Genomic DNA, 14,726 nt, shown 5'->3' with positions numbered 1-14,726 from the left:
CGCGCCACCCTGCCGCGCGCCCCCGCCTGTGCCGCCGCCTCTCCCGTCGCGCCTACGCCCGCGTGTCGTGACCGTTGCCCGCAGGGCATTCGCAGGGCGGCGGAATCCTCATAAGGTGAGCAGTATTGGTGGTACGGACGGTCGAGGAGGACCACGGTGAGCGAGACGAGCGGGACGAGCGGCGCGAGCGTTACGGGCCCGAGGCTGCGGGCCGCGCTGGACGACATCCCCACCTACAAGCCGGGCAAGCCCGCCGCGGCGCCCGGCGCGGGTGGCCCGGTCGCGTACAAGCTGTCCTCGAACGAGAACCCGTACCCCCCGCTGCCGGGCGTGATGGAGGCCGCGGTCGCCGCCGCGTCCGGTTTCAACCGCTACCCGGACGCGGCGTGCGCCGGCCTGATGGCCGAGATCTCCGAGCGCTTCGGGGTTCCCGTGTCCCACCTGGCCACGGGCACCGGCTCGGTGGGCGTGGCCCAGCAGCTGGTGCAGGCGACCGCCGGCCCCGGCGACGAGGTGATGTACGCGTGGCGCTCCTTCGAGGCGTACCCGATCATCGCCCGGATCAGCGGTGCCACGCCGGTGCAGGTCCCGCTCACCGATGGCGATGTGCACGACCTGGACGCGATGGCGGACGCGATCACCGACCGGACGCGGTTGATCTTCGTCTGCAACCCCAACAACCCCACCGGCACGGTGGTGCGGCGGGCGGAGCTGGAGCGGTTCCTGGACCGGGTGCCGTCCGATGTGCTGGTGGTGCTGGACGAGGCGTACCGCGAGTTCATCCGCGACAGCGACGTGCCCGACGGCATCGAGATCTACCGCGACCGGCCGAACGTCTGCGTGCTGCGGACGTTCTCGAAGGCGTACGGCCTGGCCGGTCTGCGGGTGGGCTTCGCCATCGCCCACGAGCCGGTCGCCGCGGCGCTGCGTAAGACGGCGCTGCCCTTCTGCGTCAGCCAGCTGGCGCAGGACGCGGCGGTGGCCTCGCTGCGCGCCGAGGACGAGCTGCTGGGGCGGGTGGGCTCGCTGGTGTGCGAGCGCACGCGGGTGTACGAGGGGCTGGTGGCCCAGGGGTGGACCGTGCCCGAGACGCAGGCGAACTTCGTCTGGCTGCGCCTGGGTGAGGCGACCGTGGCCTTCGCGGAGGCCTGCGACGAGGCGGGCGTGGTCGTGCGGCCGTTCCCCGGCGAGGGTGTGCGGGTGACGATCGGCGAGAGCGAGGGGAACGACGTCTTCCTGCGGGTGGCGGAGTCGTTCCGCAAGGAGAGGTTCTGACGGGACCTCTACGACAGGCCCTAGTCGCCGGCGAGTTCCACGCGGATCGGGTCGCCGTCGCGGACGGTGGCGAGGACGCGGGGGTCGCCGTCGAGGCTGCCGAGCACGTTGCACGGGCTCGCGAGGCGGCACTCGTCGCCGCGCGAGATCGGCGTGGGTCCATACGGGAGGGCCAGCGCGTCGCCCTCGGTCCAGAAGGCGACGGTGCCCGGCTCCACCACCTGGCGGGCGTCGGGCTCCGGTGACGTGGAGACGGGCGTGTCGAAGTAGACCTCCTCGCCCCAGGTACGGGCGGTGGAGGTGATCGGGAGAACCCCTGCGAGCGCCTTGCTCGTGGGGGTTTCTTCGATGGTCGCGGTGGTGTGGCCGGCGGGCCAGGAGATGCGGATCTTCATACCGAGAAATTCAACAATATGTTGAAGTTCTAGGGAAGAGGGACCCCCGGGTAGTGCTACGGATTTCGTGTGAGTCATAATTGCTTGTGATTGTGAACGCATTCACAAGCTCGCCTGGTTCCTCCCGTGATCCACCGGAATCAGAGGGCGGTGAGGGCGGACAGACCGTAGATGCAAGGCCGTAAGGAGAAGATGTCGTGGACCTGGCTCTGGCGCCAGAGACCCTGGCGCGGTGGCAGTTCGGTATCACTACCGTCTACCACTTTCTCTTCGTTCCGCTGACGATCTCCCTCGCCGCCCTCACCGCCGGTCTTCAGACCGCCTGGGTGCGGACCGAGAAGGAGAAGTACCTCAGGGCGACGAAGTTCTGGGGGAAGCTCTTCCTGATCAATATCGCGATGGGTGTCGTCACCGGCATCGTGCAGGAGTTCCAGTTCGGCATGAACTGGTCCGACTACTCGCGCTTCGTCGGTGACGTCTTCGGCGCCCCGCTCGCCTTCGAGGCGCTGATCGCCTTCTTCTTCGAGTCGACCTTCATCGGCCTGTGGATCTTCGGCTGGGACAAGCTGCCGAAGCGGATCCACCTGGCCTGCATATGGATGGTGTCGATCGGCACGATCCTGTCGGCCTACTTCATCCTGGCGGCCAACTCCTGGATGCAGCACCCCGTCGGGTACAAGATCAACACCGCCACCGGGCGGGCCGAGCTCACCGACTTCTGGCTGGTGCTCACCCAGAACACCACCCTCACGCAGGTCTTCCACACCATGTCCGCGGCCTTCCTCACCGGCGGCGCGTTCATGGTCGGCATCGCCGCCTTCCACCTGGCCCGCAAGAAGCACGTTCCGGTGATGCGCACCTCGCTGCGGCTGGGCCTGGTCACCGTCGTGATCGGCGGCATGTTCACCGCGATCAGCGGTGACTTCCTCGGCAAGGTCATGTACGAGCAGCAGCCGATGAAGATGGCCGCGGCCGAGGCCCTGTGGGACGGCGAGAGCCCCGCGCCCTTCTCGGTCTTCGCGTACGGAGACGTCGACAAGGGCCACAACAAGGTCGCCATCGAGGTCCCGGGCCTGCTGTCCTTCCTCGCCCACAGCGACTTCGAGTCGTACGTCCCCGGGATCAACGACACCCAGGAGGCGCTGCAGGAGAAGTACGGTCCCGGCGACTACCGGCCCAACATCCCCGTCGCCTACTGGGGCTTCCGCTGGATGATCGGCTTCGGCATGGCGTCCTTCTCGCTCGGCCTCCTCGGGCTGTGGCTGACCCGGAAGCGGTTCCTGCTGCCCGAGCGGCTGCGGACCGGCGACGACGAGGTGCCGAACCTGGTCCTCTTCCGCAAGCCGCTGAGCGCGAAGTTCGCCAAGCTGTACTGGCTCGTCGCCCTGTGGACGCTGGCCTTCCCGCTGATCGCCAACTCCTGGGGCTGGATCTTCACCGAGATGGGCCGCCAGCCCTGGGCGGTCTACGGCGTGCTGCGCACCCGCGACGCCGTCTCCCCCGGTGTCTCCCAGGCCGAGATCCTCATTTCGATGATCGTCTTCACCGCCCTGTACGCGGTGCTCGCCGTGGTCGAGGTCAAGCTGCTGGTCAAGTACGTCAAGGCCGGGCCGCCCGAGCTCACCGAGGCGGACCTGAACCCGCCCACGAAGATCGGCGGCCACGACCGGAGCGCCGGTCAGGACGCCGACCGGCCGATGGCCTTCTCGTACTGATGGCCCTTCACTCAAGGACTGGGAGCTGAGGCATGGAACTCCACGACGTTTGGTTCGTCGTCATCGCCGTCCTGTGGACGGGCTACTTCTTCCTGGAGGGATTCGACTTCGGAGTCGGTGTCCTCACCAAGCTGCTCGCCCGCAACCGGGTCGAGAAGCGCGTGCTGATCAACACCATCGGACCCGTCTGGGACGGCAACGAGGTGTGGCTGCTCACCGCCGCCGGTGCGACCTTCGCCGCCTTCCCGGACTGGTACGCCACGCTCTTCTCCGGCTTCTACCTGCCGCTGCTGCTCATCCTGGTGTGCCTGATCGTGCGCGGCGTGGCCTTCGAGTACCGCGCCAAGCGGCCGGAGGAGCGGTGGCAGCACAACTGGGAGCAGGCGATCTTCTGGACCTCGTTGATCCCCGCCTTCCTGTGGGGCGTGGCCTTCGGGAACATCGTGCGCGGGGTGAAGATCGACGCCACCAAGGAGTACGTGGGCACGCTCGCGGACCTGTTCAACCCGTACGCTCTTCTGGGCGGGCTCGTCACCCTCACCCTGTTCACCTTCCACGGCACGGTCTTCACCGCGCTGAAGACGGTGGGGGACATCCGGGTGCGGGCGCGCAAGCTGGCGCTGACGCTCGGGCTGATCACCGCCGCCCTCGCTCTGGCCTTCCTGAGCTGGACGCAGGCCTCGCGGGGTGACGGGTCGAGCCTGGTGGTGATGGTCGTCGCCGTGGTGTCGCTCATCGGTGCGGTCGTGGCCATCAAGGCGGGGCGCGAGGGCTGGTCGTTCGCGCTGTCCGGCGTCACGATCGCGGCCGCGGTCGCGATGCTCTTCCTGACCCTCTTCCCGAACGTCATGCCGTCCTCGCTGGACCCGCGGTGGAGCCTCACGGTCACCAATGCGGCGTCCAGCCCGTACACGCTCAAGATCATGAGCTGGTGTGCGGCGATCGCCACGCCGCTGGTGCTGCTGTACCAGGGCTGGACGTACTGGGTGTTCCGCAAGCGCATCGGTACGCAGCACATCGCCGACGCCGCTCACTAGTCGCTCGTGACGCCGCTCACTAGTCGCTCGTAGGGAATGTTTCACGTGAAACCGATCGACCCGCGCCTGCTCCGGTACGCCCGCGCCACTCGCCTCTTCCTGGCGGCGGTGGTGGTGCTCGGTCTGCTCGGCGCGGGTCTGGTCGTCGCCCAGGCGATGCTCATCGCCGAGGTGGTGGTGGGCGCCTTCCAGCGTGGGCTGGGGGCGTCCGACCTGACGACGCCGATCCTGCTGCTGGCGGCGGTCGCGGCAGGGCGGGGGCTCGTGTCCTGGCTGACCGAGCTCGCCGCCCATCGGGCCAGCGCGGCGGTCAAGTCCGAGCTGCGGGGGAGGCTGCTGGAGCGGGCGGCCGAGCTGGGGCCGGGGTGGCTGAGCGGGCAGCGCGTCGGATCGCTGGTGGCCCTGGCCACCCGGGGCGTGGACGCCCTCGACGACTACTTCGCCCGGTACCTGCCGCAGCTCGGGCTGGCCGTGGTCGTCCCGGTGGCCGTCCTCGCGCGGATCGTCACCGAGGACTGGGTGTCCGCGGCGATCATCGTAGGGACGCTGCCGCTGATTCCGATCTTCATGGTGCTCATCGGCTGGGCCACCCAGGCCCGGATGGACCGGCAGTGGAAGCTGCTGTCCCGGCTGTCCGGGCACTTCCTGGACGTGGTGGCGGGGCTGCCGACCCTGAAGGTCTTCGGGCGGGCGAAGGCGCAGGCCGAGTCGATCCGGACGATCACGTCGGAGTACCGGCAGGCGACCGTGCGGACCCTGCGGATCGCCTTCCTGTCGTCGTTCGCCCTGGAACTGCTGTCGACGCTGTCGGTGGCGCTGGTGGCCGTCGGTGTCGGCATGCGCCTGGTCCACGGGGACCTGGACCTCTACACGGGGCTCGTGATCCTGGTCCTGGCGCCCGAGGCGTATCTGCCGCTGCGGCAGGTGGGGGCGCAGTACCACGCGGCGGCGGAGGGGCTTTCGGCCGCGGAGGAGATCTTCGACGTCCTGGAGACCCCGGTGCGGGCGGGGGGTACAGGCACCGTGCCCGCCGGGCGGGTGCGCCTTGAGCTGGACGCCGTGACCGTACGCCACGCCGGGCGCGCCGAGCCCTCGCTCGACGCGGCGTCCCTGGTCGTGGAGGAGGGCGAGACCGTGGCCCTCGTCGGGCCGAGCGGGGTCGGGAAGTCGACGCTGCTGGATGTGGTGCTGGGCTTCGCGGAGCCGGTGGCCGATGGCGGCCGCGTTCTGGTCGGGGGCGTCGAGCTCGGGTCGCTGGACCTGGAGCGGTGGCGGGAGCAGGTGGCGTGGGTGCCGCAGCGGCCGTACCTGTTCGCCGGGACCGTCGCGGAGAACGTGCGCCTGGCCCGGCCTGACGCGGACGACGCGGCGGTCGCGCGGGCGCTGCGGGACGCCGGAGCGGCGGAGTTCGTCGACGCGCTGCCGGCGGGGGCCGGGACCGTGCTGGGCGAGGACGGCGCCGGGCTGTCGGCGGGGCAGCGGCAGCGGCTGGCGCTGGCACGGGCGTTCCTGGCGGACCGGCCCGTGCTGTTGCTCGACGAGCCGACGGCGGCGCTGGACGGGGAGACCGAGGCGGGGGTGGTGGCCGCGGTGCGGAGGCTGGCGGCGGGGCGGACGGTGCTGTTGGTGGTGCACCGGCCGGCGCTGCTGGAGGTCGCGGACCGGGTGGTGGCGCTGGGGGGTTGTTCCCCTACCCCTCCCCCTACGCCTGGCGGCGTGGGGGCGCCCCCACTTCCTGAAACCGGGGCTCCGCCCCGGACCCCGGAGGAGAGGTTCTTCGTGGGGCCCCGCAGGGATGCGGGGGCGCTCCCGGGTGCGGGCGTTGTCGGACGGTTGGAGTCGGGAGCTTCCGGGGCAGGCGCGGACGTGGCCTTGGGTGCCGGGGCGATGGGTGTCGCGTTGCGGTGGGTGCGGGGCCTGGCCGCACAGTGGCGGACGCGGCTGTGGATGGCGTTGGGGTTGGGGAGTCTGGCACTGGGATCGGCCGTCGGGCTCATGGGGGTGTCCGGGTGGCTCATCTCGCGGGCCTCGGAGCAGCCGCCCGTGCTGTACCTGATGGTTGCCGTGACGGCGACGCGGGCGTTCGGGATTGGGCGGGCCGTGTTCCGGTACGCCGAGCGGCTCGTGGCGCACGACACCGTGCTGCGGGTGCTCGCCGACGTGAGGGTCGCCGTGTACCGAAGGCTGGAGCGGATCGCGCCCGCCGGGCTGCGGACGGCTCGCCGGGGTGATCTGCTGTCGCGGCTCGTCTCCGACGTGGACTCCCTCCAGGACTACTGGCTCCGGTGGCTGCTGCCCGCGGGGACCGCCGTCGTCGTCGGCGCCGGGGCGGTCGGGTTCACGGCGTGGCTGCTGCCCGAGGCGGGAGCCGTCCTGGCGGCCGGGCTCCTGCTCGCGGGGGTGGGCGTGCCGCTGGTCAGCGGTGCGACCGCTCGGCGGGCCGAGCAGCGGCTCGCGCCCGCGCGAGGGGCTCTGGCCGTGAGCGCCGTCGACCTGCTGCGCGGGTGTGCCGAGCTCACGGTGGCCGGAGCCCTCAAGGGGCGTGCGGAGCGGGTGCGCGAGGCCGATGCCGCGCTGACGCGCATCGCCTCCCGGCAGGCGTCCGCCACCGCGCTGGGCGGCGGGCTCTCCGCGCTGGTCACCGGGCTGACGGTGGCGGCGGCCGCGTTCGTGGGCGTGCAGGCGGTTCGGGACGGCCGGCTCGACGGCGTGTCGCTCGCCGTCGTCGTCCTCATCCCGCTCGCCGCGTTCGAGGCCGTCATCGGGCTTCCGCTGGCCGTCCAGTACCGCCAGCGCGTCCGGCGCGCCGCCGAGCGGGTGTACGAGGTGCTCGACGCGCCCGTCCCCGTACAAGAGCCGGAACAGCCGGCGGCAGCGCCCAAGGGGCCCTTCCCGGTCGAGGTGCGGGGACTCTCCGCGCGGTACGCCGGGCAGGAGCGGGACGCCCTCGCCGGCTTCGACCTGCGGCTGGAGGCCGGCCGGCGGGTCGCCGTCGTCGGCGCCTCCGGGGCGGGCAAGACCACCGTCGCCCAGGTCCTGCTGCGGTTCCTGGACGCCCGCGCGGGCACGTACCGGATCGGGGGCGTGGACGCGGGCGCGCTCGACGGCGACGACGTACGCCGTCTCGTCGGGCTGTGCGCCCAGGACGCCCACATCTTCGACAGCACCATCCGGGAGAACCTGCGCCTGGCCCGTCCGGGCGCGGACGACGACGAGCTGCGCGGTGCGCTGGACCGGGCCCGGCTGCTGGAGTGGGCCGACGCGCTGCCGGACGGCCTGGACACGCTGGTCGGCGAGCACGGCGCCCGGCTCTCGGGCGGTCAGCGCCAGCGGCTCGCGCTCGCCCGCGCGCTGCTGGCCGACTTCCCCGTCCTCGTACTGGACGAGCCCGCCGAGCACCTCGACCTGGCCACCGCCGACGCGCTCACCGACGATCTGCTGCGCGCCACCGAGGGCCGTACGACCGTACTGATCACGCACCGGTTGCACGGCCTGGAGGCGGTGGACGAGGTCGTCGTCCTGGAGGACGGCCGGATCGTGCAGCGGGGCCCGTACGCCGAACTGGCCGCCACGGAGGGGCCGCTGCGGCGCATGGGGGAGCGGGAGCAGGCGGCCGATGCGCTCCATGCGGCGGTACGTGCCTGACTTTCGCCCCTAAAAGGGACTTATTACGCTCGGGTCCATGACGGATCCTCGCGTGCCGCGGCTGCTGGAGGCCATGCGGTCGGTCGGCACCGGGCTGGAACTGGACGCCACCCTGGAGCGGATCTGCCGGACCGCCGCCGAGCTCGCCGACGCGCGGTACGCCGCCCTCCGGGTCCTCGACGAGGAGGGCGGGGGCGGTCTGGCCGCCCTCGTCGAGTACGGCGTGCCGGGCGGCTCGCCGCCCGCGTCGCACCCGCCGAAGCGGACCTTCCTCCGGGTGCCGGTCCGTGTCCAGGGCGAGGACTTCGGCACCCTCTACCTGACGGGAAAGCGGGGCGGTGGCGAGTTCACCCCGTCCGAGCTGCGCATGGTGCGCGTTCTGGCCGCCGAGGCGGGGATCGCGATCGGCAACGCCCGGCTCTACGAGGCCGCCCGCCGGCGTGAGCGGTGGATCGACGGATCGGTCGCCGTCACCACGGCCCTGCTGTCGGGCGGGGACACCGACGACGCGCTCGCCGTCGTCGCGGAGCAGGCCCGGCGGCTCGCCGAAGCGGCCGCCGGAGTCGTGCTGCTGCCGGCGGACGAGGGCCTGGAGGTCGTCGCGGTCGACTCCGACGAGCCCGAGGCCGGCAAGGCGCTGGGCGTGGTCATCCCGCGCACGAGCCCGGTCGTCGAGCGGCTCCTGACCGGGGAGGCCGTGTACGTCGGGGACGCGGCGGGCGACCCGCGCATGCGGGAGGTCAACGCCGCGCTGGCCCGGCCGTACGGGCCGGGCATGCTGCTGCCGCTGTGGAGCGGCGGCCGGGTGCTCGGCGCGCTCGCCACCCCGCGCGCGCCCGGCGCCCGCCCGTTCACCGGCGCGGAGCGCGCGCTGGCGGCGCGGTTCGCCTCCCAGGCCGCACTGGCGCTGATGGTGGCGGAGGCCCAGCGGGACCGGGAGCGGCTCGCGGTGTACGAGGACCGGGACAGGATCGCCCGTGACCTGCACGACCTGGTCGTCCAGCGGCTGTTCGCGACGGGGATGACGCTGGAGAGCGTCCAGCGCGGCTCGGCGGTACCCGCCGTCCGCGACGGCGTGGCGAAGGCGGTGGAGGAGCTGGACACCACCATCCAGGAGGTCCGCAGCGCCGTTTTCGCGCTCCAGCAGGGACCGGGCGAGGCGCCGTCCGGGCTGTGCACACGCGTGCTGCGGGAGATCAACACGGCGGCCGTACCGCTGGGCTTCAAGCCCTCGTACCGCTTCGTCGGCCCGGTGGACGCGGCGGTCGGCGAGCTGACCGGCAAGAACCTCATCGCCGCGCTGCGCGAGGCGCTGTCCAACGCCTTCCGGCACGCGCGGGCGCGGCGGATCGAGGTGGTGGTGGACGCGACGGCGAGGCTGGCGGACGGCACCGAGGGCGTACGGCTGACCGTCGCCGACGACGGGGTGGGCGTCCCGGAGGGCGGGCGGCGCAGCGGCCTGCGGAACCTGGCCCGGCGGGCGGAGTCACTGGGCGGCTCCAGCCGCCTGGCACCGGGGCTGGGGGCGGGCGGCGGCGGGACGACGGTGGTGTGGGAGGCGCCGCTGTAGGAAGCCGCTGAAGGCGAGCCGCTGAAGCAAGCCGCTGTCGCGCACCCCTGTTGTGCACCCTTGCGGCGCACCCCTGTCGCGCACCGCCGTAAACCGGCGCTGTACGCCGGTGGGGCGGCGCGGTAGGCCGGGTGGGCGTACGGGCGTAAGCCGGTCGGCGGTACGGGGCCCTCCGGGTCCACGGGAACCGGGGGCCACGGCGTCACCATCCCAGCATGGTTCTCCGTCCCCGCACGGCCCTCGGCCGCCCGTTGCTCGTGCTGGTGGTGGCCGTGCTGGTCCTGCTGCTGCCGCCGCCCCCGCAGGCCGCCGGGCACGAGCGGCACGAGCGGCACGACGGTCCCGTCGCGGCGGGGGCCGAGGTGGCGCGGCTGTACGAGGAGGCGGGGCGGGCCACCGACGCGTACGAGCAGGGCCGGCGCGCGGCCGCCGCGCAGCGGGCCACGGCCGCCCGGCTCCAGGAGGAGCTCGGCGAGAAGCGGCGTGAGGTGGCCGTCCTGCACGACCGGGTGGGCGAGGTCGCCCGGCTGCAGTACCGCACGGGTGGCTCCCTCGCCCTGACCGCGCGGCTGCTGCTGGCCGACGACCCGAACGAGGTGATGACCGCGCAGCGGCTCGCCGGACAGGCGGCCCGGTCGGTCAACCGGCTCATGGAGCAGGCCGGCGCGGCCGAGCGCCGCCTCACGATCGCGGAGCAGAACGCGCGTGCGGCATGGCACGCGCTGGACCTGCGCACCTCCCGGCTCGCGGCGATCAAGCGGGAGATCGAGGCCCGGCTGGAGCGGGCGCAGCAGCGGCTCCACGCCGAGGCGCAGCGCAGCGTGGCGGCGGGCCGGTGCCGGGGTGCGGTACGGATCGACCGGCGCGACGGGAAGGCCGCGGCGGCCGGAGGCCGTGGCGCGCGCGGGAGGGGCCCCGCCTGGGTGGCGCCGGTGGCGGACTACCGGCTGTCGGCCCGGTTCGACAGCGCGGGCGGGCGCTGGTCCCACCGCCACACGGGTCAGGACTTCGCGGTGGAGCTCGGTGAGCCGGTGCGGTCGATCGGCGCGGGGCGGGTGCAGTCGGTGTCGTGCGGGGGGTCCTTCGGCATCGAGGTGGTCGTACGGCACGAGAACGGCTGGTACTCGCAGTACGCGCACCTGGCCGCGCCCGGCGTGGGCAAGGGCGAGCGGGTGTGGGCGGGGCAGTGGATCGGGCAGGCGGGGACCACGGGCAACTCGACGGGGCCGCACCTGCACTTCGAGGTGCGGCTCACTCCGCATTACGGCTCCGCCGTCGACCCGGTGCGCTGGCTGCTCGAGCACGGGGTGCGGCTGCGCGAGTGACCTCGCGGGTTCGGGGGTTCAGACGCCCGCGAGGATGGACTCGATGACGACGGCGACGCCGTCCTCGTTGTTGGCGGCTGTACGGCCGGAGGCGGCGGCGACGACGTCCGGGTGGGCGTTGCCCATCGCGTACGAGCGGCCGGCCCACGTCAGCATCTCGATGTCGTTGGGCATGTCGCCGAACGCGACGACCTCGTCGGCGGAGATGCCGCGTTCGGCGCAGCACAGGGCGAGGGTGCTGGCCTTGGAGACGCCGAGGCCGCTGATCTCCAGCAGGGCGGTGGTGCTGGAGCGCGTGATGGCGGCGCGGTCGCCGGCGGCGGCGCGGGCGAGGGCGAGGAAGCCGTCCGGGGTGAGCTCGCTGTGGTGCGCGAGCATCTTGAGTATGGGCGCGCCGGTGCCGGGCTCGTCCTCGTGCAGCAGCTTCTCCACCTCGGCGACGGTGGCGCCGGCGTCGATGAAGAGGGGGGTGTACTGCGGCTCGTGGTGGAAGCCGGTGGTGAGCTCGACCGCGAACGCCGTGCCGGGCGCCTCCCTGCGCAGGGCCCGTACGACGTGGAGGGCGGCGTCCCGCTCCAGCGGGCGGACCTCCACCAGCCTGCCGCCGGCGTGCAGGTCGACGACGGCCGCGCCGTTGGCGCAGATCGCCAGGCCGTGGCCGTGGACGTGGCCGGCGACGACGTCCATCCAGCGGGCCTGGCGGCCGGTGACGAAGAAGACCTCGATCCCTGCCTCCTCGGCGGCGGCGAGCGCGGCGACCGTACGGTCGGAAACCGACTTGTCGTCGCGCAGAAGCGTGCCGTCCAGGTCGGTGGCGATCAGGCGGGGACGGCGTCTGTGATCCGTCGGCCGCGGTCGGGGAGAGGTCGCTGAGAAGGTCACCGATCCATTGTCCCGTACCGGATGCACGGTAGTGCAGGCATATGCACATGTGAGCCACTGGGATTGGCCGAGAGTGACCGGACGGCGACGGAAGTTGTCCATGAGGCGCGGGGAAGGGGCGTGGCCCATGAGGCGGGGGGAAGGGCGTGGCCCATGAGACGAAGGGAAAGGCCCGGGGGCGCGGGTGGTCGCCCGGGGCCGGAGGGAATGTCAGTGGCGCCACGTAGGGTCGTCATATGCGTCTGAGTACCGTGATCCTTCCGTACCGCCGCTGGCACGAAGGCGGCCGCGACGCGTGGCTGCGGGCCGAGCAGCTCGGCTTCCACGCGGCGTACACCTACGACCACCTGTCGTGGCGGGTGCCGTTCCGCGACGGCCCCTGGTTCGGCGCGATACCGACGCTGACCGCGGCGGCCGCAGCGACCGGGCGGATGCGGCTCGGCACGATGGTCACCTCGCCGAACTTCCGGCACCCGGTCCCGCTCGCCAAGGAACTGATCACGCTCGACGACGTCTCCGGCGGGCGGGTGACGCTCGGCATCGGCGCGGGCGGCATCGGCTTCGACGCGACGGCGCTGGCCCGGGAGCCGTGGTCGCCGCGCGAGCGTGCCGACCGCTTCGGGGAGTTCGTGCCGCTGCTCGACCGGCTGCTGACCGAGGGCACGGTCACGCACGGGGGCCGCTTCTACTCCGCGCACGAGGCGCAGAACATCCCCGGCTGCGTGCAGCGGCCCCGGCTGCCGTTCGCGGTGGCGGCGACCGGACCGCGGGGCCTGAAGCTCGCGGCGCGGCACGGCCAGGCGTGGGTGACGACCGGTGACCCCAAGCTGGCGGAGACGGGCACGCCCGAGGAGTCGCGGGAGGCGATACGCGGGCAGCTGGAGCGGCTCGCCAAGGCGTGTGCGGACGTCGGGCGGGATGTGGCGGAGCTGGACAAGGTCCTGCTGACCGGGTTCACGCCGGAGGGCGGCACGGTGCTGGAGTCGGTCGACGCCTTCGTGGACTTCGCGGGGCGCCATCGGGAGCTGGGCTTCACCGAGATCGTCGTCCACACGCCGATCCCGGAGACCCGGTTCGCCGCCGACTCGGCGGTCTTCGAGCGCATCGCGACCGAGGCGCCCGCGCAGCTCGCCTGACCACCCGGCGGCTCAGTCGGGGAAGCGCAGGTACGCCGGGGGCACGGCGTCGGTGAGCCAGACGCCGTTGGCGGTCACGTGGAAGACGTGGCCGTCGCGCGCCATGGCCCCGGCGTCCACGGTGAGGACGACGGGCCGGCCGCGCCGGGCGCCCACGCGCGTCGCGGTCTCCCGGTCCGGCGACAGGTGCACGTGGTGCCGCGCCATGGGGCGCAGGCCCTCGGCGCGGATCGCGGGCAGCGCGCGGGCGACGGTGCCGTGGAAGAGGTACGCGGGCGGCGTCGCCGGGGGCAGGCCGAGGTCGACGCCGACCGTGTGGCCCTGGTTGGCGCGGATCCGGTCGCCCTCGTGGTCGATCGTGAAGCGCTGCTTGTCGTTGACGGCGACGACATGCTCCAGCTCGGCCCGGCTGATCCGTACGCCGTGGTCGGCGGCCGCTCGCAGCAGGTCGTCGATCCCCACCCAGCCGTGCGGGTCGAGGGTGAGGCCGATGCGCTCGGGCTGGTGGCGCAGGTGCTTCGAGAGGTACTTCGACACCTTCACGGTGCGTCCGTCGTCCATGCCGTGCCCACTGCCCGCGCCGTGCCCACTGCCCGCGTCGTACAGACCGCCCGGGTCTCCTGTGTCTCCTGTGCCGTCCACGCCATTCATGCTCGCAGCGTGTCAGGGATCACGCACCTCTTGCCATAGAAATTACGGTCGGTAGGTTTGATCCACAGCCAACACCGCTTTTCCACAGAGGAATTGACGAATCTGTGGACAACTCACCTTGTTCCTCAGGTGGATTGATTAACTTCATTACCTTTGCGGTGATTTGTCGCAATAGCATCCAATGTCCGTTCGGCGACCTCACGTTCGGCGGCCGCCGCGATGAACGCGGCAGCGTTCTCGGGGCCGACCAGCTTGTGTACGGCGCGAATTGTGGCGGCGGGCAGGGGTACCGCCCGGGGCTCCTCGACCGGCGGAGGCGCGGTGTCGGGCGCGAGGTGCTGCTGAAGGTGGCGGGTCGCGAACGTCCGCATGGCGCGGGCCAGTTCGGCGTCGACCGTCTGCTGGGCGAGCGGACGCAGTCGCCGCACCAGGGTCGCCGCCTCCGCGGCGTCCGCGTCCGTCGGCGGCCGGTGCTCCAGATAGCGCGCGAAGACGTGCTCGGTGGTGAACTCCAGGAAGCGGTGGGCTATGTGCTCCACCTGCCCGCGAAGTTCACGCAGGTGTCCGGCGATTGCCAGCAGCGGGACCCCGGCGGCGTACAACTCAGCGGCCACGGCCAGCTCCTGGGGGCTCGGTACGACGAACTCGTCGTCGCGCCCGGGGACGCGCTCGAGCACGCCGAGCTCGATCGCCTCCTCCACGGCGCGCTCGTCCGGCGTGCCGCCGAAGGCGGCGTCCAGCTCGGCCCGGGTGATGCGGTCCGCCTTCTCGTCGGTCCACGGACCGTTCACCTCGGCGACCAGCCCCAGCACGCCGCCGAGGCCCCGGCCCGCGTCCCACGCCTCCAGCAGCTCCTTGATGGAGGCGAGTGTGTAGCCGCGGTCCAGCAGGTCGGCGATCTGCCGGAGCCGGTTCAGGTGGGCTTCGCCGTAGACGTTGGACCGCCCGCGCCGCTCCGGCTTCGGCAGCAGTCCCCGGTCCTGGTAGGCGCGGATGGTGCGGACCGTGGCGCCGCTGCGATGCGCCAGGTCCTCGATCCGGTACTCGGCCCGCTCGTCCACATCCGCTCCCTCACTGCCCGGACCCTCTCGCGAG

At 72.5% G+C, this 14,726-nt stretch carries 11 protein-coding genes; 7 read left to right on the top strand and 4 right to left on the bottom strand.

Translation table 11 applies throughout. The features are described 5' to 3' along the window. Positions 1–156 precede the first annotated feature (156 nt). Positions 157–1,275 (top strand): histidinol-phosphate transaminase, encoded by a 1,119-nt coding sequence (hisC, locus tag AB0A69_RS21425; RefSeq protein ID WP_361424075.1) that lies wholly within the window; start codon positions 157–159, stop codon positions 1,273–1,275. 20 nt (positions 1,276–1,295) lie between these two features. Here the strand turns inward: hisC and AB0A69_RS21420 are convergent, their stop codons facing one another. Beyond that, positions 1,296–1,670 carry a cyclophilin-like fold protein gene (locus AB0A69_RS21420; RefSeq protein ID WP_361424072.1) on the bottom strand — a complete coding sequence of 125 codons (375 nt, stop codon included), beginning with the start codon at positions 1,668–1,670 and terminating at the stop codon, positions 1,296–1,298. A 197-nt stretch (positions 1,671–1,867) separates the two neighbouring features. On the opposite strand from AB0A69_RS21420, the gene AB0A69_RS21415 reads away from it, so the two are divergent. The 5 genes from AB0A69_RS21415 (at position 1,868) to AB0A69_RS21395 (ending at position 10,962) form a co-directional block, all read left to right on the top strand. Then, positions 1,868–3,385, top strand: coding sequence for a cytochrome ubiquinol oxidase subunit I (locus AB0A69_RS21415; protein WP_361424069.1), 1,518 nt, complete (start codon positions 1,868–1,870; stop codon positions 3,383–3,385). A 32-nt stretch (positions 3,386–3,417) separates the two neighbouring features. Next, positions 3,418–4,422 carry a cytochrome d ubiquinol oxidase subunit II gene (cydB, locus tag AB0A69_RS21410; protein ID WP_361424066.1) on the top strand — a complete coding sequence of 335 codons (1,005 nt, stop codon included), beginning with the start codon at positions 3,418–3,420 and terminating at the stop codon, positions 4,420–4,422. 45 nt (positions 4,423–4,467) lie between these two features. Then, positions 4,468–8,067, top strand: coding sequence for a thiol reductant ABC exporter subunit CydD (cydD, locus tag AB0A69_RS21405; RefSeq protein ID WP_361424063.1), 3,600 nt, complete (start codon positions 4,468–4,470; stop codon positions 8,065–8,067). A gap of 73 nt (positions 8,068–8,140) precedes the next feature. Continuing rightward, positions 8,141–9,637 carry a GAF domain-containing protein gene (locus AB0A69_RS21400; RefSeq protein ID WP_361424338.1) on the top strand — a complete coding sequence of 499 codons (1,497 nt, stop codon included), beginning with the start codon at positions 8,141–8,143 and terminating at the stop codon, positions 9,635–9,637. A 215-nt stretch (positions 9,638–9,852) separates the two neighbouring features. Then, on the top strand, positions 9,853–10,962 hold the full coding sequence (locus AB0A69_RS21395; protein WP_361424060.1) for a peptidoglycan DD-metalloendopeptidase family protein: 1,110 nt from the start codon (positions 9,853–9,855) through the stop codon (positions 10,960–10,962). Positions 10,963–10,980: 18 nt separating this feature from the next. Here the strand turns inward: AB0A69_RS21395 and AB0A69_RS21390 are convergent, their stop codons facing one another. Beyond that, the gene (locus tag AB0A69_RS21390) at positions 10,981–11,844 is read right to left on the bottom strand and encodes an HAD family hydrolase (protein ID WP_361424057.1); all 864 of its coding nucleotides are present in this window, start codon (positions 11,842–11,844) and stop codon (positions 10,981–10,983) included. Between the two features lie 236 nt (positions 11,845–12,080). Here AB0A69_RS21390 and AB0A69_RS21385 point away from each other — a divergent pair, with 236 nt between their 5' ends. Further along, on the top strand, positions 12,081–12,980 hold the full coding sequence (locus AB0A69_RS21385) for an LLM class flavin-dependent oxidoreductase (RefSeq protein ID WP_361424054.1): 900 nt from the start codon (positions 12,081–12,083) through the stop codon (positions 12,978–12,980). Between the two features lie 12 nt (positions 12,981–12,992). On the opposite strand, the gene AB0A69_RS21380 is transcribed toward AB0A69_RS21385, so the two are convergent. Further along, positions 12,993–13,541, bottom strand: coding sequence for an RNA 2'-phosphotransferase (locus AB0A69_RS21380; RefSeq protein ID WP_361424336.1), 549 nt, complete (start codon positions 13,539–13,541; stop codon positions 12,993–12,995). A gap of 215 nt (positions 13,542–13,756) precedes the next feature. After that, positions 13,757–14,692 (bottom strand): MerR family transcriptional regulator, encoded by a 936-nt coding sequence (locus tag AB0A69_RS21375; protein ID WP_361424051.1) that lies wholly within the window; start codon positions 14,690–14,692, stop codon positions 13,757–13,759. Between the last annotated feature and the right edge of the window lie 34 nt (positions 14,693–14,726).

The sequence above is a fragment of the Streptomyces sp. NPDC045431 genome, assembly GCF_040646655.1.
GTDB lineage: Bacteria > Actinomycetota > Actinomycetes > Streptomycetales > Streptomycetaceae > Streptomyces.
This window is presented reverse-complemented; position numbering and strand designations above follow the sequence as displayed.